The sequence below is a fragment of the Myxococcus qinghaiensis genome, from assembly GCF_024198215.1.
GTDB classification, from domain to species: Bacteria; Myxococcota; Myxococcia; order Myxococcales; family Myxococcaceae; genus Myxococcus; species Myxococcus qinghaiensis.
This window is the reverse complement of record NZ_JAKCFA010000032.1, coordinates 1-20,387: the sequence shown is the minus strand read 5'-3', so window position 1 is coordinate 20,387 and position 20,387 is coordinate 1. Positions and strand designations below refer to the sequence as shown.

The 20,387-nt window shown below is 68.1% G+C and carries 19 protein-coding genes and 1 pseudogene; 9 read left to right on the top strand and 11 right to left on the bottom strand.

Features of this window, described 5'->3' with window-relative positions:
- Positions 1–42: 42 nt before the first annotated feature.
- Together LZ199_RS40495 and LZ199_RS40490 are read right to left on the bottom strand one after the other, a co-directional pair.
- Positions 43–765 carry a siderophore-interacting protein gene (locus LZ199_RS40495; protein WP_253999157.1) on the bottom strand — a complete coding sequence of 241 codons (723 nt, stop codon included), beginning with the start codon at positions 763–765 and terminating at the stop codon, positions 43–45.
- Positions 766–903: 138 nt separating this feature from the next.
- On the bottom strand, positions 904–1,803 hold the full coding sequence (locus LZ199_RS40490; RefSeq protein WP_253999156.1) for an NmrA family NAD(P)-binding protein: 900 nt from the start codon (positions 1,801–1,803) through the stop codon (positions 904–906).
- Positions 1,804–1,883: 80 nt separating this feature from the next.
- Between LZ199_RS40490 and LZ199_RS40485 the strand changes: the two genes are divergently transcribed.
- The 6 genes from LZ199_RS40485 (at position 1,884) to LZ199_RS40460 (ending at position 8,791) form a co-directional block, all read left to right on the top strand.
- Entirely contained in the window at positions 1,884–2,897 is a 1,014-nt protein-coding gene (locus LZ199_RS40485; protein ID WP_253999155.1) for a LysR family transcriptional regulator, read from the top strand.
- Between the two features lie 125 nt (positions 2,898–3,022).
- Positions 3,023–3,643, top strand: coding sequence for a DUF2378 family protein (locus tag LZ199_RS40480; protein ID WP_253999154.1), 621 nt, complete (start codon positions 3,023–3,025; stop codon positions 3,641–3,643).
- Between the two features lie 186 nt (positions 3,644–3,829).
- The gene (locus tag LZ199_RS40475) at positions 3,830–4,630 is read left to right on the top strand and encodes a DUF3014 domain-containing protein (RefSeq protein WP_253999153.1); all 801 of its coding nucleotides are present in this window, start codon (positions 3,830–3,832) and stop codon (positions 4,628–4,630) included.
- 86 nt (positions 4,631–4,716) lie between these two features.
- Positions 4,717–6,831 (top strand): two-component system sensor histidine kinase NtrB, encoded by a 2,115-nt coding sequence (locus LZ199_RS40470; protein ID WP_253999152.1) that lies wholly within the window; start codon positions 4,717–4,719, stop codon positions 6,829–6,831.
- A complete protein-coding gene (locus LZ199_RS40465; protein WP_253999151.1) occupies positions 6,821–8,182 on the top strand; it encodes a sigma-54-dependent transcriptional regulator in 1,362 nt (453 codons plus the stop codon). Before LZ199_RS40470 ends, LZ199_RS40465 begins: the two co-directional genes overlap by 11 nt.
- Before the next feature lie 243 nt (positions 8,183–8,425).
- Positions 8,426–8,791 (top strand): OmpA family protein, encoded by a 366-nt coding sequence (locus tag LZ199_RS40460; protein WP_253999150.1) that lies wholly within the window; start codon positions 8,426–8,428, stop codon positions 8,789–8,791.
- Between the two features lie 280 nt (positions 8,792–9,071).
- On the opposite strand, the gene LZ199_RS40455 is transcribed toward LZ199_RS40460, so the two are convergent.
- The 8 genes and pseudogenes from LZ199_RS40455 to LZ199_RS40420 all read right to left on the bottom strand — a co-directional run bounded on the left by LZ199_RS40455 (position 9,072) and on the right by LZ199_RS40420 (position 16,700).
- On the bottom strand, positions 9,072–9,425 hold the full coding sequence (locus tag LZ199_RS40455; RefSeq protein WP_253999215.1) for a DUF2019 domain-containing protein: 354 nt from the start codon (positions 9,423–9,425) through the stop codon (positions 9,072–9,074).
- Positions 9,425–10,609 (bottom strand): hypothetical protein, encoded by a 1,185-nt coding sequence (locus tag LZ199_RS40450; protein ID WP_323390255.1) that lies wholly within the window; start codon positions 10,607–10,609, stop codon positions 9,425–9,427. The genes LZ199_RS40455 and LZ199_RS40450 overlap by 1 nt, the downstream gene beginning before the upstream one ends.
- Before the next feature lie 368 nt (positions 10,610–10,977).
- Positions 10,978–11,235 (bottom strand): annotated as a pseudogene (locus tag LZ199_RS40445) (hypothetical protein); the annotation flags it as partial.
- Positions 11,236–11,261: 26 nt separating this feature from the next.
- Positions 11,262–11,708, bottom strand: coding sequence for a hypothetical protein (locus LZ199_RS40440; protein WP_253999149.1), 447 nt, complete (start codon positions 11,706–11,708; stop codon positions 11,262–11,264).
- A 469-nt stretch (positions 11,709–12,177) separates the two neighbouring features.
- Positions 12,178–13,488 (bottom strand): M23 family metallopeptidase, encoded by a 1,311-nt coding sequence (locus LZ199_RS40435; RefSeq protein WP_253999148.1) that lies wholly within the window; start codon positions 13,486–13,488, stop codon positions 12,178–12,180.
- Between the two features lie 258 nt (positions 13,489–13,746).
- Positions 13,747–15,882 carry a carboxypeptidase-like regulatory domain-containing protein gene (locus LZ199_RS40430; RefSeq protein ID WP_253999147.1) on the bottom strand — a complete coding sequence of 712 codons (2,136 nt, stop codon included), beginning with the start codon at positions 15,880–15,882 and terminating at the stop codon, positions 13,747–13,749.
- 151 nt (positions 15,883–16,033) lie between these two features.
- Entirely contained in the window at positions 16,034–16,375 is a 342-nt protein-coding gene (locus LZ199_RS40425) for a hypothetical protein (protein WP_253999146.1), read from the bottom strand.
- The gene (locus tag LZ199_RS40420; RefSeq protein ID WP_253999145.1) at positions 16,347–16,700 is read right to left on the bottom strand and encodes a hypothetical protein; all 354 of its coding nucleotides are present in this window, start codon (positions 16,698–16,700) and stop codon (positions 16,347–16,349) included. Before LZ199_RS40420 ends, LZ199_RS40425 begins: the two co-directional genes overlap by 29 nt.
- 118 nt (positions 16,701–16,818) lie before the next feature.
- On the opposite strand from LZ199_RS40420, the gene LZ199_RS40415 reads away from it, so the two are divergent.
- From LZ199_RS40415 to LZ199_RS40405, 3 genes are all read left to right on the top strand, one after another.
- Positions 16,819–17,082 (top strand): hypothetical protein, encoded by a 264-nt coding sequence (locus LZ199_RS40415; RefSeq protein WP_253999144.1) that lies wholly within the window; start codon positions 16,819–16,821, stop codon positions 17,080–17,082.
- A gap of 144 nt (positions 17,083–17,226) precedes the next feature.
- Positions 17,227–18,045, top strand: coding sequence for a hypothetical protein (locus LZ199_RS40410; RefSeq protein WP_253999143.1), 819 nt, complete (start codon positions 17,227–17,229; stop codon positions 18,043–18,045).
- Between the two features lie 106 nt (positions 18,046–18,151).
- Positions 18,152–18,664, top strand: coding sequence for a hypothetical protein (locus LZ199_RS40405; protein ID WP_253999142.1), 513 nt, complete (start codon positions 18,152–18,154; stop codon positions 18,662–18,664).
- Between the two features lie 158 nt (positions 18,665–18,822).
- On the opposite strand, the gene LZ199_RS46860 is transcribed toward LZ199_RS40405, so the two are convergent.
- Positions 18,823–20,088, bottom strand: a complete 1,266-nt coding sequence (locus tag LZ199_RS46860; protein ID WP_323390253.1) for a zinc-dependent metalloprotease — start codon at positions 20,086–20,088, stop codon at positions 18,823–18,825.
- Between the last annotated feature and the right edge of the window lie 299 nt (positions 20,089–20,387).

The following is a 20,387-nucleotide window of genomic DNA, read 5'->3' as shown; positions in this document are numbered from 1 at the left end:
CCGGCAACCGTGCGGCAGCCATCATCCCCCCTGCCCCATTGCTCAGTCGAGGCCGCTCTTGCCCTCGGCCCAGTACGCCTTCACCTTCTGCCCGGCGTGAGGGACTCCACTCGCGCGGAGCCGGGTCCTCACGGCCTGGATGGCGTGCGCCCGCCCTGTCAGGACCAGGTGCGCGCCACGCCGCCGCTCCAGCGCCGCCCGCAGCCGGGCCTCCACGTCCGCGAGGTGCGCCTCACCCGACTGCTTCTCCACCACGGAAGCCCCCGCGAGGCCCAGCTCTCCCAGCACCGTCTCCGACTCCGTGCGCGAGGAGACCTCGAACACGTACTCGACGTCCGCCGAGCCCGCCTTCAGGTTCTTCAGGGCGTGAGCGACGGCGAACGACGTCTCGTCCCCGAAGAGGACCACCGGCCCGGGAAGCGACGGGAGCGAGATGGAGCCTCGCGGCCCGAAGAACTGGCAGCGGTCCCCCACCTTCACGCCGCGCCCCCACCGCGCACCGGGGCCGTCCCCGTGCATGTAGACGAGGAAGCGCGTGGACCCCAGCGTCGAGTCCCAGCCCAGCGGCGTGTACGTCCGCATCCCCACGTCCGGGATGAAGACCTGCACCTTGTCGCCAGGGCTCCATTCGATGTCCCGAAGGCCCTCGCCCACCAGCTCCATCCAACGGAAGTGGGGGGACACGTCGCGGACCTGCCCCACTCGCGCCTCCCTGAAGAAGAACCGCCCCAGCAGCCCGCCGATGATTGCCTGCCCCGACGCCATGCTTCTTTCTCCACGTGTGGTGACAGCCGCATTCTCACTCCACCCCCTCCCCCTTGGGGATGAACTGAGATGACGCGCCCATGAAGAAGTGTGAAGGCGAAGTGTGAAGCCACACACACAGGACAGGCACTTCGGCGGTTACGCCGCGGCCGTGCGCGCCTGCTCCAGTGCGGGCTTGAGGACCTCGCGCGTCCACTGCGCCAGCGTGGTGGACGTGGTGGTCTCCGCCGACCGGGGCTCGGCCGCGTCCATCAGCCCCTTGGGGATGGCCTCGTACATCTGCACGTAGAGGTCGACCATGAACCCGGGCAGGCCCATGCCCAGCATCGCCTTGCGCGCGTCGTCGAAGGAGACCTGCACGTAGCGCACGGGACGCCCCAGCTCTCGCGAGAGGATGTCCACCACCTCCGCGTAATTGAGGTCCTGGGGCCCGTGGACGCCGACATACCGATGCCCCTTCCAGCCCGCGTCCAGCAGCACGTCCGCCGCCTTGTGCGCGATGTCCGCCGTCGCGACGAAGGGCGCCCTGCGCTCGGGGGAGGTGGTCTGGAAGAGGGAGCCCGCGTTCAAGAGCGACGGCAAGTCGCGCAGGAGATTTTCCATGAAGTAGCCCGGGCGCAGGATGGTGACGTCGGCGACGGCGGCCTTGAAGGCCTCCTCCACTCCCTTCAGCACCCCCACCGGCCCCGTCCCCGGACCCGACTGCGCCCCGACGCTGGACAGCACCACCACCCGCTTCACGCCGTGCTGCTTCGCCTTCTCGGCCGCCAGTCGCGCCATGCCCTGGGTCCACTCGGCGAAGTCCGGCCGCATGGCGGGCGGCGTCAGCCAGAAGACCGCCGAGGCTCCCACGAAGGCCTTGTCCAGCACGGCCGCGTCGTCGGAGGACCCCTCCACCACCTTCGCGCCCCGCTTCGCCAGGTCCGCCACCTTGTCCGCGCTCCGGCTGATGACGGTGATGGACTGCCCCGCATCCAGCAACCGCAGGGCGAGGTTCCGGCCAATGTTTCCATTCGGGGTGTTGATGACGACGCTCATGGACGCCTCCAGTGACTTCGAGATGGGCCAAGAGTGTCCCCACCCCCAACATGAGGCCACTGCATGTTACTCATGAACCCATGAGCAAATCGCATGTCGCCAAAGGCAAGGGCCGCGTCCCCGCGCGACGGAAACCTCGCCCCGCTCCGGCGCCGAGCCAGCCGTCGAGCACGGGGTTGGACCTGTCCGGCATCAACCTCAACCTCGTCGTGGCCCTGGATGCGCTGCTCACGGAAGGCAACGTCACCCGGGCTGCCACGCGCGTGGGCATCACCCAGTCCGCCATGAGCCACGCCCTGCGGCAGCTCCGGGAGCAGCTCGGAGATGCCCTGCTCATCCGGGGCCGGGGTGGGATGATTCGGACCCCGCGCGCCGAGCAACTGGCCGCCCCCCTCCACCGGGGACTGCTGGAGGTCCAACGAGCGCTGCGCAACGAGTCCGTCTTCGACGCCCGCACCTCGGCGCGGCGCTTCACCATCGCCTCGGGTGACTACTTCGCCGCCGCGTTCCTGCCCGCCCTGCTGGAGCTGTTCGACAACGAGGCCCCCCGGGTGGACCTCACCATCCGCCCCCTCGTCATCTCCCAGGTGGAAGCCCAACTGGAGAGCGGCGAGGTGGACCTGGTCATCGCCGCCTACCCGGACCCCAGCCCCGCGCTGCGCCAGGTGAAGCTGTTCACCGAGGACTTCGTCTGCGTCGTCCGGCGCGACAACCCCCAGGTGAAGCGGGAGCTGGACCTGGAGACGTACCTGAGCCTGCCGCATGTCCTCGTCAGCCCTCGGGGCGAGGGCGCAGGCACGGTGGACATGGCGCTCGAACGGGTGGGGCGCAGCCGACGCATCGGCCTGCGGCTGCCCTACTTCCTCACCGCCGTCCTCTCGTTGGTCCGCTCCAACCACGTCCTCACCGCCCCTCGCCGGCTGGCCGAGCTGTTCGTCGACCACCTCCCCCTGCGCCTCCTCCCCCCGCCCGTGCCCCTGCGCCCGTTCGACGTCCTCCAGGTCTGGCACGAGCGTTTCGACGACGAATCCGCCCACCGCTGGCTGCGCGGCGTGGTCGCCCGCGTCGCCGCCGCACCGCGCAACACCCGCTAACCCCTGGAGAGTCCAACGGTTTTTCCGACGAAACAGCCCGGCTGTCGATCACCGACAGAGGCACTGAACGTCGATTCACCTGTAGGCGAGCATCCGATGGGCCGACCGGTGTAGGGTGCGACCCTATGACTTCTTCCGAGAAGCTGATTTTCACGCAAACCGTGGAAGCGCTCTTCGTGCGCGCCCTCGAGAACCGCCTCACGCCAGCGTGTCGGGAGCACCTGCGCCGTGCGGGTCTGGACCTCGACCAGAAGCTTGGGAGGACGTACTCGCTGGAGCAGTGGAAGGAGTTCCTCCGCATCGCCGCTGGGCACGTCTACGGCGGAGTTCCCGCCGAAGCCGCGTACTACTCGCTGGGCGAGCGGTTCATGGATGCCTACTTCGGGACCTTCTTCGGCCGCGCGCTCCTGGGCGTCGTCCGGCTGGCCGGCCCCCGGCGGATGCTGCTGCGCGCGGGGATGGGCTTTCGTGCCGGCAACAACTTCAGTGTGGTCGAAATCGTTGAGCGCAGCCCCACCTTCTTGGAGCTGCGAATGAATGACGTGCTGGCGGACGTGCCGACCTTCTCGGCGGGGCTGCTGGCTCGGGCGGTGGAGCTGTGTGGAGGCTTCCGGGTGGTTGCACTACCCGAGGAGTTCGACGGGACTTCGGCGACGTTCCACATCCGGTGGGCGGAAGTCACGGCCGAGTCGGCCATGCCGCCGCCTGAAGACGGCTCCGCGGGCGCATCCCGTCCGCGTGCGTGAGTGAGTCCCGCGCGCCCCCGGCGCAATCCGCCAGGGTGGCGCGCGGAACGCCATGCTCGCGAAGCTTGCGAGCGGGCACGCTGACGGCTCCGGGGGCACGCGCTCCCGAGTGAAGCCTCGCGGCCCACCCTGCTCCCTGTCGCTGGCATCGCCGCTGCAATCCCTGGGTCCGGACGCGGAGGACACATGGACAACGACAGCGGCGGTGCGATGGTGAAGCTCGAACGGGGCGCGCTCTGGGGTTGGGGGCTGGTGATTCTGGTGGCGGCGGTGCTGGCGGGAGCCGGCGTCTGGCACGGCCTGCTCCATGGAGCGCCGGACGCACCCACGGCCATCGCCCAGGTGCCGGTGGCGCCCTCGGTGGTGGACCGGGCACCGGACGCGCCCCTGCCGCCCGCGGCGGAGGTGGACGCGCTGTTGCGCTCGCGGCTCGCCGGGGCCTCGTCGCTGTCGCAGTTCGGCGCCTGGCTGCGGGAGGCGGACCTCCTGCGCCGCTTCGTCGCCGTCGTCTCCAACATGGCCAACGGCGACAGCCCTCGGGCCGTGGTCGCCTTCCTGGCGCCGTCCGGAGACTTCCAGGTGAGCAGCACCCGCGAGGGCCGTACGCTCGTCGCGAAGAAGGGGTACACCCGATACGACACCCTGGGCCGGGTGGTGGGCAGCCTCGACTCCACGCTGCTGGTGGACACGTACCGCGAGGTGCACCGGCTGGCCGAGCGGCTCCATCAGGAGAGCGCCCCGCCGGGCAGCTCCTTCGAGGCGACGCTGCGGCGCGCCTTCGAGCAGGTGCTGGCGGTGCCGGTGATCGACGGTGACGTGGAGGTGGTGGCGAAGGGCGCGCTGTATGTCTACGCGGACCCGGCGCTGGAGGCACTCACGCCCGCGCAGAAGCACCTCTTGCGGATGGGGCCTTCGAACCTGCGCCACATCCAGGGCAAGGTCCGCGAGGTGTCCCAGAAGCTCAACCAGCAGGCATCGAGGCCCTGAGGCCCCGTCAGCCCCCCAGGCGGGCCCCCGAGGCGCGGGAAGTGCTTCCCTCCCCTCCTCGCGCCGGGATGTTGGTATCTGCCCTCATGCGCTCCTCCCTCCTGCCCGTGTTGCTGCTGTGCACGGCGCTCACCGGCGTCATCGGTGGCGCCGTGTATTTCATCCAGCGGGACAGGCAGGCGCTGGTGGACCAGTTCGCCCGCGAGCGACAGGCCCAGCTCCAGGAGGCCGCCCGAGGTGTGTCCGAGGCCCTGGAGGACGTGGGCGAGGACCTGCGCTTCACAGGTGAGCTGTTGTCGCAGCCGGGCACGGCCGAGGAGCACCGGCGTGAGCTGCGCGCGCTGCTCGAGGCCGTGGGGCAGTACAAGGCCATCGTCGTCTTCGGGCCGGATGGGAAGGAGCGCCTGCGGCTCCTGGACAAGCGCACCGGCGCGTCGCTCGCGAAGCAGTATCCAGGGGAGGAGCTGGCCCGCACCGCGAGGAGCGTGCTGGAGGGAGCCTCGGGACACATCGCGTCCTCGCCGCCCCTGTCGGGAGATGCGACAGGGTGGCTGAGGGCCTTCGCCACCGCGCTGCCGGAGGATGCGCCCGACGGCGGCGGGGCCGTAGTCGTACTGGTGGACGCCGAGCCCTTGTTCGCGCCGCTGAAGCTGCTCACCGCGGAGAGCGACACGCACCTCTTGCTGCTCGGCGCGCATGGCTCACCCACTGCGTTGAGCGCCCCGACGCTGGCGGCCCGCTACCAGCGGCTCGGCACGGATGCGAGCGCCACTCCGGGGCTCGCGGCGCTGTCACGGCGGATGCTCGACGGAGAAGCGGGCTCGCTGGTGATTGAGCGGATGGAGGCGGTGAAGCTGGGGCTGGGAGACGCGGAGGTGGTGGCCAGCTTCGTGCCGGTGCGCATCAAGAACGGCGCGCTGTGGCCGCTCGCCACGCTGTCCTCCACGCGCGGGCTGCGCTCGCACGAGCGGAGCCTGGTGCTGCGGCTGTCGTTCGCGGCCCTCCTCTTCTCGTCCTTCCTCATCGCGTTCGGCGTGTACGTGGTGCTGGCGCGCAGTCGCGCCGTGGCGCTCCAGGAGAGCTTGCGCCACGCGAGCCGCCTGGCCCACCTGCATGACAAGACGCAGAAGATTCTCGACCACATCCCCACGGGGGTGCTGGCCCTGTCGACGTCGGGCCGCATCACCTCCGCGAATCGCGCGCTGAGCACGAAGATGCCGCCGGACGTGGTGGGCTCGACGCTGGCGACAGCGTTTCCGCAGGCGCATGCGCCTGTCATCCAGCGGCTGGAGGAGCTGGTGAACGCGGCGGGCGGAGACAACCGGGTGCGCAGCCTGCACGGCGAGCCGCTGCGGCTCTTCGCGGAGGAAGGGCAGTACAACGTCCACGCGGTGCCGCTGGAGCCTCTCCAGCCCGACGTGCGCACGCTGCTGGTGCTGGAGGACCTGAGCAACCTGCGCGCGCTGGAGGGACAGCTGCTGCGCGCGGAGAAGCTGGCGACGGTGGGCGTGCTGGCGGCGGGAATCGCGCATGAGATTGGCACGCCGCTGGGAGTCATCCGGGGCCGGGCCGAGTACGTGCAGGACAAGCTGGGCCCCGAGCATCCGCAGTCCGCGGGGCTGGGGACCATCGTCGAGCAGATAGACCGCGTGAGCCGCACCATCCGCCAGTTGCTGGACTTCTCGCGGCTGCAGCCCGCCGAGTCGCGAGCGGTGACGCTGCCGTCCGTCGTGAAGAGCGTGCAGGAGCTCTTGCGCGTCGAGGTGGAGCGGCGGCGCGTGGACCTTCACCTGGACGTGTCACAGCCGTTGCCGGCGCTGGCGGCGGACGCGGACCAGCTCCAGCAGGTGCTCGTCAACCTGCTGCTCAACGCGTGTGATGCGTGTGAGCCGGGGGGACAGGTGCGGCTGACGGCGACGCCGGGCGAGGCGGATGCCTCGGGGGCCTGGGGTCGGGTGCGCATCACCGTCGAGGACGACGGGTGCGGCATCGCCGCGAGACATCTGCATCAAGTGTTCGACCCATTCTTCACCACCAAGAAGCGCGGACTGGGCACGGGCCTGGGACTGACCATGGTGGCGCACATCGTGCGGAACCATGGCGGGCGCATCGAGCTGGACAGCGCGCCCGGACAGGGCACGCGTGTGATGCTGCAATGGCCCGCCGCGGCCCCCGCGCGAGAGGAGCAACATGTCGGTTAGAGCCCGGGTTCTCGTCGTCGATGACCACGTCGAGATGGGACAGATGCTGCGCGAGCCCTTGTCGGATGCGGGCTACGCGGTGGATGTGGCCTCGGGAGGCGCGGATGCCATCGCGCAGCTCCGGGGCGGGGTGTACGACGCCGTCATCTGCGACTTGCGGATGCAGGACGTGGATGGCTTCGACGTGCTGGAGACGGCGCGCAAGCTGGACCCGGACCTGCCGGTGCTGATGATGACTGCGTTCGGCGGCGTGGAGAACGCCGTGGAGGCGATGAAGCGTGGGGCGTGGCACTACTTCGCCAAGCCCTTCCGGCTGGACGAAGTGCGGCTGTACGTGGGCCGCGCGCTGGAGGAGCGGCGGGTGCGCTCCGAGCACCGCACGCTGAAGGCGCAGGCGGAGGACCGGGGCCGGCTGGGGGCGATGGTGGGGCGCAGCGCGGCGATGCGAGCGCTGTATGCGTTGGTGGAGCGCGTGGCCTGGTCCAGCGCGCCGGTGCTGGTACGAGGAGAGAGCGGCAGTGGCAAGGAGCTGATTGCCCGGGCCCTGCACTTCGAGGGGACGCGGCGCGCGGGGCCATTCGTGGCGGTCAACTGCACCGCCCTGCCCCACTCGCTGCTGGAGAGCGAGCTGTTTGGCCACGTGAAGGGGGCCTTCTCCGGGGCGACGAGCGCCCGGCGTGGCCTCTTCGTGGAGGCGGATGGGGGCACGCTGTTCCTGGATGAAATCGGGGACATGGCGCCGGAGCTGCAGGCTCGGTTGTTGCGAGTGCTGGCGGATGGCGAGGTGCGGGCGGTGGGGGCGGACGGCTCGCGGACGGTGGACGTGCGGGTGGTGGCCGCGACGCACCAGGATTTGGAGGCCCGGGTGAAGGAGGGCCGCTTCCGGGCGGACTTGTTCTACCGGTTGAATGTCGTGACGTTGCAGGCGCCGCCGTTGAGGGAGCGGCCCGAGGACATTCCGGCGTTGGCGGAGCACTTCCTCCAGCAGGCGCGGGCTCGGAATCCGAGGTCACCGGTGCAGCGCTTCGCGCAGGAGGCGGTGTCGGCGCTGTGTGCGCAGCGGTGGCCGGGGAATGTGCGCGAGCTGGAGAACCTGGTGGAGCGGCTGGTGGTGCTGGGGACCCGGGACACAGTGGACCTGGAGCAGCTGCGCCCACACGTCAGCGAGGGTGGCGCGGAGCAGCACCCGTTGCTGGAGGCCCAGCGGGAAGTGATTCCCCTGCGCCGGCTGGAAAGCGAGTACATCGCATGGGCCGTCGCGCGGTGCGGCGGAAACAAGACGCGAGCGGCGGAGCTGCTCGGGATTGACGTCTCCACCATCCACCGTCGGGAGCGTTCGGAAGGCAAATAGCCAGAGGTGCCTGGGCGTTCTGCAAGGCCGCGCGGAGAGGACTCGCGGGGCTCTCGACGGAACGGGCTCCCGGCATGGCACGTGCTCTGTGAGGAGCGCATGCGCCCTCTCCTCTTCTCTCTTCTCGTCGTCGTTGGACTCGCGGGTTGTGCCGCGCGGCAGCCCACCCCCACCGCGTCCACGGATACGCAAACACCCCATGCTCCGGTGGCAGTGAGGCCGGAGCCGGAGCGCCCCTCCTCCATGACCGAGAACCCAGACAAGGACCTGCTCCCCCTGGCGTTGGAGCCTGTCTATTTCGAGCTCGACTCGACGACGCTGCGCCCGGAGTTCCGGGACACGTTGACGCAGCTCGCGGACGCGCTGCGCAAGAGGCCACAGGCCCGCGTCAACATCACCGGGCACACCTGTGAATTGGGGACGACGGAGTACAACCTGGCCCTGGGCCAGCGCCGTGCTTCCGTGGTGCGGGATTACCTGCGGCGACTGGGTGTGGAACCGGCGCGGCTGTCGACGCTGTCGTATGGCGAGGAACGGCCCCTGTCGACGACGGAGCTGGAGAAGAACCGTCGGGCGGAGGTGATGGTTTCGACGGAGTGGATGAACTGATTGCGGGCGTTGGGCGAGGTTTCGCGTGCCTATGAGGCCGCGGGAATCGAACCCTGTATGGACGGTGCGAAAACCCAGCAGAGTCGCGCCCCAACCTCGTAACCGTCCGGAGCGACTCAACTTCGGTATCCCTCCGCGTCCCGTCTCCTCCCGCCCTGTTCCAGTCCATTCCGCAGGCTCGCGCGACATACGTGCAACATGGCGGACGGGGGGAGTTAGGTGCCCCCGAAGGGCCTCGCTGAGAATTGCTCCCGAGTGTAGGGCTATAGGGGCAACCGCCCTACTCGGGCAGGTCGAGGGCCCAGACACCATTCTCCCAGTTCTTAAGGGTCTGCTGGGCCCCCATGGCTGCCATGCCCTCTCCCTTGGCAGCGTCCTCAAGTACCGCTCTCGCCTCCTCCGTCCTGTACCTCAGTAGGAAGGCCGCAGCAGTTACGCGGACATCCATCCGAGGGGCCGAGAACAGGGCGGCTAGTGCATCGCGACCTACATCCCCGTGCTTTCGCAGCTTCGAGAAGGCCGCAAGAGCCTTGTCCGCATGCTTGTTGCCGGTCTTCGCGTCTCCTCGAAGGATGCAATCGGTCTGAGCGGCGATGCTCTGGGCGAACTGCTCCACAAGCTCGTCAAGGTTCATCACCAATTCCCCTTCCTCACGTTCTCGATGGCCCTCATTCCAAAGTCCCGCTGAGCATCAAAGGGCTGAGTGCTCAGCCACTCTCTTACCGTCTTCGTCGTGTTGGTGATGTCGAATCGCTTGGAGGAATAGAACGCACTGACCTTGGAGTGAAGGTCCTTATCGAGCGCGACGATGTTCTCCGTGTTGTGGATCGCCTTCGGGCCGAACTTCCCCACATTGCCGTCCGTCTGCTCAACGATGTGGTGCCACTCCTTCCCCGGTCCTGCTGGGCCCATCGCTCGTTTGAAGGACTTGAACGACGAATAGGACTTCCCTCCGCTGGGACCCGTGGACGGCGTCGAGGCCGAACCGCCCCCTCCCCCCACCCGCTGAAGGATTATGGCCGCTCCAGGCCCACCGCGCAGTACCGCCGCCGCTCGCCCCACCGGCACCGCGACGCGACCCATTACGAGCGCGCCTTGGGCAGAGAGCGACAGCACCGGCACCTCGGCTGTAGCGAGCGTCGCACCTGTCAGCGTGCGAGTTGCAGCCGACGCCGTGCCCCAGGTGGCGATGAGGTTCGTCACCAGCTTGGAGACGGCTTGCACCTGCTCGCCCCTCGTCATGTACTGGAAGCGCTCCAGGTACTCAGGCGACGAAGCCAGCAGCGCCGCCACGGCGGCAGGCATCTGTCGGAGCGCTGCGAGGTTGTCGGATGGGGACGTGGCGAAGAACTGCCCCACCGCCAAGGCCAGGCCGACGAAAGCCTCTTCGGCTCCGTCCAGTGTGCGGCTCAGGTAGTCGGCATCGTCGTGGACGTCCGCGAAGGCGCCTCCTCCCGTCTCCTCCAGCCGTGCGTTCAACTGCCGGAAGACACCGCCCTTGCCCGAGTAGAAGACGCCCAACTCGAACTCGCCCGCCCGAAAGGCGCCGTCCTTCCACTCCACGGCGCCCACGCGCTGCTGGGTCTGCCCGCTGCGCACCCACGCGAGGCAACCGTCAGGACGGAGGACCGCCAGTTGCGTGAAGCGCCCGACTCGCCGCACCAACTCGGCGCGCGACACTTCGCCCGCGTCGAGCACCTCGCGCAGCATGAAGCCCACCGCGACGCGTGCCGGGAACTGCCCCAGCGTCACGTCCTTGACGCTCAGCGCCTTCAGCAGTCGCGCGGAGTGTGTCGGCGTGAGCGAACTGCCTGCCACGGGACGCTCGTCTTGGTCCCCAAGTCCCGCGTCACGAAGCAGCGCATCGAACGCATCGGTCCTCTGTCCTCGGGAGTGCCCCTCTTCCCCGAGTAGTGCGGAACGCTGCTGGAAGGTGCCCCTCCTGCGAGTCGAGGGCTCAACGCCAGAGCATCCCGTGACGAAGAGAACGGCGCACAGTATCCAGAGGCCACCACGCATTCTTCACCCCCCTGCCTCTCTCCAAGGAAGGCAAGTGGGTTGAATGCTGGCATTCCCGTCTGACAAACGGATGGCAACCGACTGCGCGGAGGAATCTTGCAACGTCACTCCGACATGCCTCGGAGCCTCCCTTTCAGGGTGCGAACCCTCCCGCGTTGCAGGGCCGGTTAGCGCGAATTGTCCACCCCCAGCCCCATCGAGGCGCAGGCGCCCGGCCGCAATGCCCCTTCCGCTGTCGGGAACAACAGGGTGCCGCCCGTCCCCATCGCATAGAGCTTCCCGCCCAGGAATCGCCAGCGGACTTCCGCCGCCCCCAGGTAGCGCGCGCCCGGCTTTCCAGCACCGACGGCGAGCCCCTTCAACGCCACTTCCAAGCTGCGCTCGAAGAGCTGTACCGCCACGCGCCCATCCATGTCGAAGCGCCCTTTCCTTCCCATGCTCGTCGTGGTCGTCAGAACCGGCCCGACAGGCCGAGCACGCTTCCCTTCGTGTCGAGGGCCAGCACCGGCAGGAGGGTCACCTCGTCGGCGGGAGCAGGGGGCGCCATGTTCGAGGCGTGGGACACCTCGTAGCCGATGAGTGAGCCGGCCATGGCGAATGCCGGAAAGAGAAACGGCGCGATATCCGCGTGCTTCTGTGGAACCAGCGTCGAGGCCAGCAGCCCAAGGCCGCCCCCGGTTCCAGCTCCCAGCAATACGCCCCCGAAGGTCCCTTGCCCCTGTACGGCCCGCCCACCCAGCCAGACGCCCAGCGGAGCACCTATCGCGGCCCCCACGAGAAACCCACGCCCTGCTCCATCAAGGTTCAGGAAGTCGAAGCGGGACTGTGAGTCCTCCCGCCAGCTCGTTGCGCCGATGAGCATCCCGGGGAAGCCCGCCGCCACCGATGTCGCGGCCATGAGTCCCAACTCAGCCGCGATGCGCCCCACCTGCCGTCCAGCACTCTCCCCCCGAGGCGCGTCCACCAGCGGGGCCGCGCTGAGAGGCTGTGGGCTTGACGTCATCGCACCGGGCGACGCCTCGGCTTCCGATGCAAGGCCGACCCCTGGGGTGAGGAGGCCCCATCCGAGCGCCACGAGCCACGACCAGGTCGACAGCTGCTTGAGGGTTTTCATGCGCCGTCACACAGCAAGAAGCTTGCCCCTGTCCCATTCTCCTCGTCCTCGACGGCGCCCATGTCACGGCTGTGCAATTCCTTGCACATTCCAGAGGTCGACGTGAACGGGTCTGCACAGCCTGGCGCGTCCACGTCATGTCTTGCTCCGAAGCCCGTTCCCCTCCCACGGCAGCGCGAGCTCGGTCATCCGGGAGGCGCCCTCCGGTGTGTCCACGGACAGGATCGCCCAGGAGCTGGCGCTCCCGGAGGATTCACTCCGCGGCATACACGCGGGGCTGTTCACCTCCTCCGAGGTAGACGGCGTCAATGGGCCCGGAAGCCTGGGTCCCGGTCGCCATCCTCGTCCAGCTGCCATTCATGACGGCCGTCTGGTACAGGTTCCCGGCTTCAGCGGTGAACACCTGCGGCCACCCACCGCCCATGTTCAGTGCCGTCAAAGACGCGCCGGGCGCAATCACGATACCCGTCGACATCGTCACCCACTCCGTGCTCGTGGCCCAGATCTGATGGAGTTGCCCGTTCAACACGGTCATCACCTGAGGTGCGCTGCCCCCCATGTACACCGCCTCGAACGCGTCGCCGACCGGCTGTCCGCTGGACGCGATGTGCCAGGCGCCGCCGCCGGTCCACACCTGGTACAGCGTCCCACCCTGATTGATCATCGCCTGGATGGAGTTGTTCGCCATCACGACAGCGGAGACCTTGCCCGTCGTGTGGATGCCGGTCCAACCCTTGTGCCATCCGTTCGAATCGCCCCAGATGTGCATGAGCCGGCCATCCTCCACCGCGAGGATCTGCGGCGAAGCCTGCCCGACATTCACAGCGGACATGCTCGTGGCGTTCAAGGAGAGCCCGGAGTTGAGGGTGACCCACCGTCCACCGCTCACGAGCGTGTGCCAGAGGTAGCCGCCGGAGCTGCTGAGGATGTCACCCCATCCCGTCCCCATGTTCACGGTCGTGAAGACACTCGAGGAGATCTGCTGCCCCGTGCTCATCCTCTTCCACGCGACACCGTGTACCGCCGTCTCGTGGATCGTCCTGGTCGCGTTGGACTGGAGCCCGGGAAAGTCCATGGCAATCGCATGCCCCCTCGTGACTGTCTGGCCGCACGAGTAACCCTGGTTCGCGATGTTCGCCCCGTTCCGCTTGAGCTCGAAATGCAGGTGATCTCCGAAGGAGTTACCAGTGTGGCCGATGAGGCCTATCGTCTGGCCCTTCGTCACGAACTGGTTCAAGACGACGGCCGGAGCCTGCTGCATGTGCGCGTAGAGCGTCGTGTAGCCGGACGCGTGTGTGATGAGCACATGGTTTCCATAGCCTGACGTGCCGAAGTTGACGACGCGCGTGGTGACGACGCCGTCGTACGCGGCCACGATGGGCGCGCCCCCCGGGCCCGCGATGTCGATTCCCATGTGCGTCGGCCTGGGGTCGGAGGGACAGCCGCCAACGACATACGTGACCCTCCCCGAGGCCGGCTGCATCATCGCCGCGTAGTCAGCCCGAGCCGGCGACGCGCCAAAGAGCGTCGTCGCGATGATCCCAAGCACTGCCAGGGTCTCCATGAAGCGCCTGCGTACCCGCGGGTGCATACGAACTCCCGTCTCGCCGAATTCCATAAACTCATGAACACTACGGAAAGCCCGTAGTGCGCACAAGACATGAGCCGAACGGTGCGGGCCTTCCGTTTCACCCTCGTGCCATGCGTGGGCCGCGCCGCTCTCTCTGGGGCACGGTCCGCCATGGGCCTTGCCCCCAGCGCCATGGCTCGTTCGCGGTAAGCGACCGACGGCCGGCGTTCAGGGGATGCATCCTTCCCCACCTCAATTTCCCGTCAGCACCACCAGGTTCGCGCGCACCGTCTGGCCTTCAGCGCCCTCGAAGGGAACGGGCTCACTGGGGCGATTGAGCACCTCGATGGCACCCGCCCCGGGCGGGACCCGCAGGACATAGGTCCCGTCCGTCGAGAGCGTCCCGAAGTGGACCTCTCCATCGCTTCGCGCGAGCACGCCGCCCGACTCCAGTGGCAATCCCCGGGCATCCCTCACCACGCCTTCCAGCGTGAGCCCGGGCGACAGACGCACGTGCGCGGCGTCGACACCCGCGGGGATGAGCCGCCGCGTCCTCGGCCACTCGTGATGTTGGATCTCCAGCAGGAAGGGCTCATCGGGAACGCCTGAGAGATGGAGACTTCCATCCGGATAGGTGGCTCCGAAGCAGACATCCGGCCCGTCACGTCCGGGCAGCTCGGGCCATTTGCACCGCACCGTTGCCTCCCAGAGCCCCTGCCCGTTCGGTGCCTCCACGCGCCCCGTGAGCAGCCGCCCCATCCCCAGCTTGACGTCACCGATACGGACTGTCGCCCCGGCCCGAGGCTCGAGCTTCCGGAGCACGGGAGCGAACCCCTCCGCGGAGATGCTCACGAACAGGGGCTTGTTCCCTTCGGCGGGAATGGACAAGGAGAAGCGCCCCTGCGCGTTCTTGAATGACTGGTGCGCCACCTGGAAGGACGGGATGGGGCGGCCCCGAGCATCCACCACCCGGCCACTTGCCCGGACCGCGTCGCGGACGCTCACCGCGCGCTTCGATACGAGCCGGACCGGCTCGGGCTGCTCATCCAGGACCTTCACCCGCTGCGACTCGTCATGGCCCTGCGCGTCCGCGAACACACTCGCCTCGCCCGGCGGAACGTGCTCGAACGCGAAGCTCCCGTTGCGCGACGTCGTCCGGCGAATCAGCAGCTTCGTCCCTCCTGTCAGCTCCAGGTTGAGTTCCGCGTGCCCGCCCTGGATGGCCACGCCGCGCTCGTCGACGAGCCGGCCACGAAAGTGGCGAGCGCCCAGGAGGTCCAACGTGAGCGTCCGCGCTTCGCCCTCGAAGCGAAACTCACGGGAGACCGTCCGATACTCCTCCAGCGTGTCGAAGCTCAAGGACACGTGGTACCGGCCGGGAACCATCCCATCGAAGCTCGCGCTGCCTGCTTCATCCGGACGCTGAGCCCTGGAGGCGCTTCGGACGTCGCGGTGCCCGAGCGGCCCGTCCACGTGCACCCGTCTCGGATGAATCAATCCCTTGGGGAGCACGACGGCGACAGTCAATCGCCCACCCGCGGGCACCTCCCAGCGCACCTTCTGTGAGGGAATCACCACCTCGCCCAGCGCGGAGAGCCGATCCTTGGGCTCGACCCAGAAGGAATAGCGGCCCCGCTCCAGCTCCGGCAGCTCGAAGGAGCCATCGGCCCGCGTCTGGGCCGAGAGCGGCGGTGGCCAGAAACACGTCGAGGGGAAGCCCACCCGGCCGTAGTGCTTGAGGCGAATCCAGGCGCCGACCACGGGCTTCCCCTCACTGTCGACGACCTCGCCCCGCAGCGTCTCCGAACGCTCCAGGACCACGTCCAGCGGGGCCACCGCCGAGACGGGGGCGATGTAGCGGGACACGTGCTCGGGGGCCTTCACCAGGACCGCGATGGGCGAGAACCCGGGCACAGGCACCTCGAACCCGCCGTCCTCGCCGGTGAGCACCTCCTGATACTTCAGCAGCCCGAGTTGCTGCTGGATTCCTGCTCGGACCCGAACGCCCTTCAGGGAAGTGCCGGCCGCTCCGCGCACGCGGCCCTTCACGACCCGGGGCGGTGCCAGCTCGATTCCCACGGAGCGCTCGTTGCCCGACACCATCGTCACTGTCTGGGTCCCCAGTTCGGAGCCACGCGTCGCTGTCAGGACCCATGGCGCGCTGGCCAGGCCTCGGAACACGAAGTGGCCCCGCGCGTCGGTGCGGGTGCTCACGACGTGCTCACGGAAGGTGGCTCGCACCTCCACGCCGGGCGCAGGCCCCGAGGAGGAGACGACGAGCCCCTCGATGAAATGGGGGCCCTTGGCCGAGGGCTCCTCGGCCACCGCGGACGTCAGGAGCAGGACCGACAGGACCCACGACGCGTGATGGAGAAGACGAAGGGGCATGCCACCTCCGAGGCCACTCTACCCTTGCCTGCCCTCCGCGCCGCCACAGGGGCGCTGTGGCACGCGCTCCAGGATGCCGGAGCCGAAGATCGCTCAAGTCGGAACCGCGCGAGCCGACGAGCTCGTCAGAGGCGTTCGCACCCTCCGCGCCTCACTCCGCGGCCAACGGCAGGAAGCGTGCGGGCTCCAGCGGCTCCAGGACGAACCGGTAGGCCGAGTCCACCCTGACAACACCCTTGGCCTGGATGGATATCTCCCCCGACAGGCGCTTCCAGCGGCCTTCCTCGACGAGGAACTCCCCGCGCCCCACGTAGGACGCCGTGTCGGAGGCGGGGAACCTCCGACGCGACAACAGGGGGGCGTAGTACCCCTCATCCCGAATCGTGAGGGTGAAGTCGATGATGGCCACGGTCCTCCCGGCGGCATCGCGCTCGAGCGTCGTCAGCCGCGCCTGGTCGAAGCGCTCACGCGCGCCATGCCATTCGAATCCCATCTCTCCAATCCGCAGCCACCCGCGCGAGCTCCGCCGTCATCACGACCTCGCGAGGAAGGAGCACCAGCTCGGGCCCCGGATTGCTCGTGCGGGGCAACAGTCCCCAGAGCCCGGGGCGCGTGGAGTCCCACTGCGTCAGCCCCTCGCGCCCGGGCAGGCTCGTCGCCGTCAGGGTGTAGCGCAGCGGCGCCGCCGCGGGCACCTTCCACCGGAGCTCGACAGGCGTGGGGCGCTCCACGTCCAGCCCCGAGGCAGGGGCGGCGCCAGTGAGCAGCCCGCCGAGAGTCCCCCACAACAGGGAGGCCATGAGAAGGCGATGGGTCATTCCCCTCCTTTCAAATCGTCTGGCATGCCCACGAAAGCCGCAGCCTCGGGGAGGCGCGAAATCGGGCGACGAACCCCGCTGGCGGCGCTCCGTCCAGCGCGTCTGGCTCGTCAGCGACATGTGGCCCCAGGGCAAGGACCTCTACGACGCGGTCCTGCTCGCGGAGAACGTGAGGGTGTCCCTGGATTTCCTCGAACGTGTGTTCACCGAGAAGCAGGGCGACTCGACCGAGTCGCTCAAGGCCGTGTGGCTCCATGAGGCGAGCCGCGCGGACTGGCCGAACTTCGCGCGGGAATACCCCCGGCTGGCGCAGGGAAGCCTCGAGGACTTCCTGGCGCGGCTGGAGCGAGCGCTCTCGGGGCCACTCGGGCCCTCTCGATGAGCGGACAGGCCGGGCCCTCGACACACCGAGGGCCCCTGCTGCGCCCCCCCTGGGAAGGAGTCGTTGGTCGCTCCCCGCCGGGCGGCCCTTGCGCGAGGGCTGAAATTATCGCCAAGCTGAGCGGGGCCGAGGCGCTCCGCCTGAATGAAAGACAATTCGACATCCAATCCCGACGAACTTGTCGCTCAGGCAAGCCACCACCTGAAGCACTGGCACTCTGTTGCTGCGGCGCAGGCCCTCCGCGAGGCCGTCCGCCTCTATCGCCAGCGGGGGGACGTCCGGCACACATGCGAGTGCCTTGTTGAGCTCGCCGGCATTGGCGCCAGGACAGGAGACCTTCAAGAGAGAAGGGAAGCCCTGAAGGATGCCACAGAAGCCGCGGAGGGCTTCAGGGGGTTGGGCCTACGGGGAGACGAGGGCGTCGCGCTCTACTGGGCTGCGGAGGCTTGCTCAGACTCCGCTGAGGATGATGCGGAAGGTTTCTACCGGGCAGCCCTTCTGTTGCTGGAGGGCAAGGAGGAAAGTCCGTATGCCGAATTCGCTCTTTGGTGCCATGGCACCCTGGGCCGAATCGCAGTGTATGTCCGCGCCGACGTGGACACTGCCGAGACGCACTACCTGAAGGCATGGAGGCTTCTCCCGCATTCGCAGTCGCGTTTGGCACTCTCCTCGCTGGCGAAAAGTCTTGCTGAAATTGCACTGAGGCGAGGGCAGCCCGTCCGGGCCGTCGAGTGGCTGGACAAGGCACTTACCTCACTTGACGCCATTGCTCTGGAGAGCGCCCGCCGGGAGGCCGCGGTTTGTCGCATGCTTCTGGGGGAGGCCAGGCAGATGCAGGGAGATGTCGCGGGTGCCCGCGCAGCCTATGAACTTGCGCATCGCTCCTTCCAACATTGGGGGATGGTGGGCAGGGCAAAGGAAGCAGAGTCGCGACTGCGCGCCCTCCTGGCCAACACGACCTGACGTCCTACACGTCGGGCACACCAAGCAGCCAACCAATCAATTCAAGACAATCCAGCAAATACTCTGATAGGCTGGCTCCGCATCGTTCCCTCACGGAGGCAGTCCCATGACGTTCAAGTCCAAGCTGGTCGCCCTCACCCTTTGCCTGTCCTTCACCGGCTGTGGCCCCAGCGAAGAGCAGGTGCCCGCGCAGCCGGAGCCCATCGCGGCGGAGGTGGTCGACGGCGAAGTGTCGTCCATGGCCTTCGACGGTGCCTGCGCCGCTTCCTGTGACGACGAATGCGTCCTCTACGCACGCTGTCGGACGGAGCAGGATGCCTACGGCATCAATCTGCCCTACGGCTTGTTCACCTGGGCCGACAAGAGGGCCATCATCAACAGCAACCACGCGCACGTGGGCTGCGTGGCAATGATCCTCGGGTCGAATCCGGCCGGCCACACCGCGTTCGTGCACAGCGTGAACACCGCCGCTGAGCCCAACCGCATCACCCTTCATGAGTCCAACTGGAGCAGCGGCAGCGCCTGCGACGCGCGCACCGGCACCAAGGCCCAGCTGAACATCACCAACTACTGGTGCCCGCCGGGCGCCCACACCGGGAGCTGCTCCGGCGCCATGTAGTCGCCGTCCCTTGCGCCGCTCGTGGGTTTCCCGGGCGGCGACGAGCCTCGTCCCGCGGCGCAAGGCCGAGACTGTCTGGAAAGACAGCACGGGCCGGCTCCGGAGCTCACCGGTGCCGGCCCGCGTCTGTTCATCGACTCCGTGCTACCGGGGCTGCGTCACGGGCTGCAGCAGAGCAGCGCGTGGGGCGCGCCACCGGAGACGTTGCGGGAGATCCCTCCGATGTACCGGCCGGGACCGCACTCGCCCTTCCAATTGCCGACGTCCCAGTCACCCGAGGTGGAGGACTCGCGTGAGTCCTGGCCGTCGAAGACGCGAGGGGTGCAGGAGTTGTGGGCGACGTTGCCAGGGCAGCAAAGCAACGCGGTGACTTCATGCACGGTGTTCTGGGCCACACCGGCGACGAACTCGTTGGTGCCGCACTCTCCCTTCAAGCTGCCGACATCCCAGTCGCCGGTGGCCGTGGTGCCTCGGCTGTCGGAGGTGGAGAAGAACCGGGAGTAGCAGCCGGCGTGCGGGTAGCGCCAGGCGTCGCCGTCGGCGCGGCAGAGCGCGATGCGGCTGTTCCGCGAGGTGGGGCTGAGGGACACACCCGTCAGCGACTCACCGCTGGCGCACTCGGCCTTGAAGTCGCCGTAGGCCCAATCACCGGTGGAGGCGGTGCGGCGCGCATCTGAGGACTCGAAGTTCAACGACGCGTAGCCCTGCGCTGAGTACAGATAGGTCAGCGCGCTGAGGTCGCTGGAGGCGAACTCCCCCGTCTCGGCCGAGCGGAAGCAGGAGTTCATGAGCGAGCCGCCGATGGTCGCCGTCGTCGGCGTGCCCGGGATGTGGATGGCGCCGACGCCCGCGTCACCTTCGTTGCCGCCACTGCCGCAACTGATGACGCGATTGTAGTAGTCCGTGTGGCGGAAGCCGATGGTGTGGCCAAGCTCGTGCGTGATGACGTGCTCGATGACGTCGACGCTGTAAGAGGAAAGCCCGCCGCCGATATTGATGGTGCCGTACGGCAGCCCGCCCGCGGGGAATCCCGCCGAGCCTCCGACGACACCCGGCTGGATGACCGCGTTGATGGTGAAGCTGCAGTCGGAGCTCGGCGTGCGCGCCATGGCGAAGCTGAGCGGCAGCTCGTCATAGTTCTGGATGGCCAGGTCGAGCGCCGTGCTGAACGCGCCGGTGAACGTCGAGCCGTTGATGCAGATCTTCGTCACCGCCGTGCTGACGAGGTTCGTCGTGCGGTACTGCTCCTCGGTGCTGTTGTCCCGCGCGAGCATCTCGCGCGACGCGACCAGGGAGACCTCGGCGTCTCGGCCGACGTACACCTTCCCGTCGACGACCATGATGTCATCGGCTGGAAACCCGGCCTCGACCAGGTTGTCGACAATCTCCTGCGTCTCGTCTGGCTGTCCGGCACATCCGAACATCAACGCACTGCATCCCACTGCAATGACAAGACTTTTCGTGAACATGGATATTCCTTGGGTCGACCAGAAGGACCCCCGACCGTGAACGGTGTTGAGACTGGAGTGGGTGTATTCGCTCGCGGGGTTGTCTCGCCCCGCGGGCGTCTCGCCTTCCAGGCAAACCTGTATAGCACGCCTAATACTACCCGGTCACTTGAATCCAGGTAGCGGTCATGATCTACGGTCGGGATGACACCCGCACATCTGCGCAAGCTGGATGAGGCGCTGAGCGCCTACCTCGATGAGATGGTGGTCGGCAT

Coding starts and splice junctions, on each gene's coding strand:
- LZ199_RS40495 (WP_253999157.1), bottom strand. CDS start 765: ATGGCGTCGGGGCAGGCAATCATCGGCGGGCTGCTGGGGCGGTTCTTC.
- LZ199_RS40490 (WP_253999156.1), bottom strand. CDS start 1,803: ATGAGCGTCGTCATCAACACCCCGAATGGAAACATTGGCCGGAACCTC.
- LZ199_RS40485 (WP_253999155.1), top strand. CDS start 1,884: ATGAGCAAATCGCATGTCGCCAAAGGCAAGGGCCGCGTCCCCGCGCGA.
- LZ199_RS40480 (WP_253999154.1), top strand. CDS start 3,023: ATGACTTCTTCCGAGAAGCTGATTTTCACGCAAACCGTGGAAGCGCTC.
- LZ199_RS40475 (WP_253999153.1), top strand. CDS start 3,830: ATGGACAACGACAGCGGCGGTGCGATGGTGAAGCTCGAACGGGGCGCG.
- LZ199_RS40470 (WP_253999152.1), top strand. CDS start 4,717: ATGCGCTCCTCCCTCCTGCCCGTGTTGCTGCTGTGCACGGCGCTCACC.
- LZ199_RS40465 (WP_253999151.1), top strand. CDS start 6,821: ATGTCGGTTAGAGCCCGGGTTCTCGTCGTCGATGACCACGTCGAGATG.
- LZ199_RS40460 (WP_253999150.1), top strand. CDS start 8,426: ATGACCGAGAACCCAGACAAGGACCTGCTCCCCCTGGCGTTGGAGCCT.
- LZ199_RS40455 (WP_253999215.1), bottom strand. CDS start 9,425: ATGAACCTTGACGAGCTTGTGGAGCAGTTCGCCCAGAGCATCGCCGCT.
- LZ199_RS40440 (WP_253999149.1), bottom strand. CDS start 11,708: ATGGCCGCGACATCGGTGGCGGCGGGCTTCCCCGGGATGCTCATCGGC.
- LZ199_RS40435 (WP_253999148.1), bottom strand. CDS start 13,488: ATGGAGACCCTGGCAGTGCTTGGGATCATCGCGACGACGCTCTTTGGC.
- LZ199_RS40430 (WP_253999147.1), bottom strand. CDS start 15,882: ATGCCCCTTCGTCTTCTCCATCACGCGTCGTGGGTCCTGTCGGTCCTG.
- LZ199_RS40425 (WP_253999146.1), bottom strand. CDS start 16,375: ATGGGATTCGAATGGCATGGCGCGCGTGAGCGCTTCGACCAGGCGCGG.
- LZ199_RS40420 (WP_253999145.1), bottom strand. CDS start 16,700: ATGACCCATCGCCTTCTCATGGCCTCCCTGTTGTGGGGGACTCTCGGC.
- LZ199_RS40415 (WP_253999144.1), top strand. CDS start 16,819: ATGTGGCCCCAGGGCAAGGACCTCTACGACGCGGTCCTGCTCGCGGAG.
- LZ199_RS40410 (WP_253999143.1), top strand. CDS start 17,227: ATGAAAGACAATTCGACATCCAATCCCGACGAACTTGTCGCTCAGGCA.
- LZ199_RS40405 (WP_253999142.1), top strand. CDS start 18,152: ATGACGTTCAAGTCCAAGCTGGTCGCCCTCACCCTTTGCCTGTCCTTC.
- LZ199_RS46860 (WP_323390253.1), bottom strand. CDS start 20,088: ATGTTCGGATGTGCCGGACAGCCAGACGAGACGCAGGAGATTGTCGAC.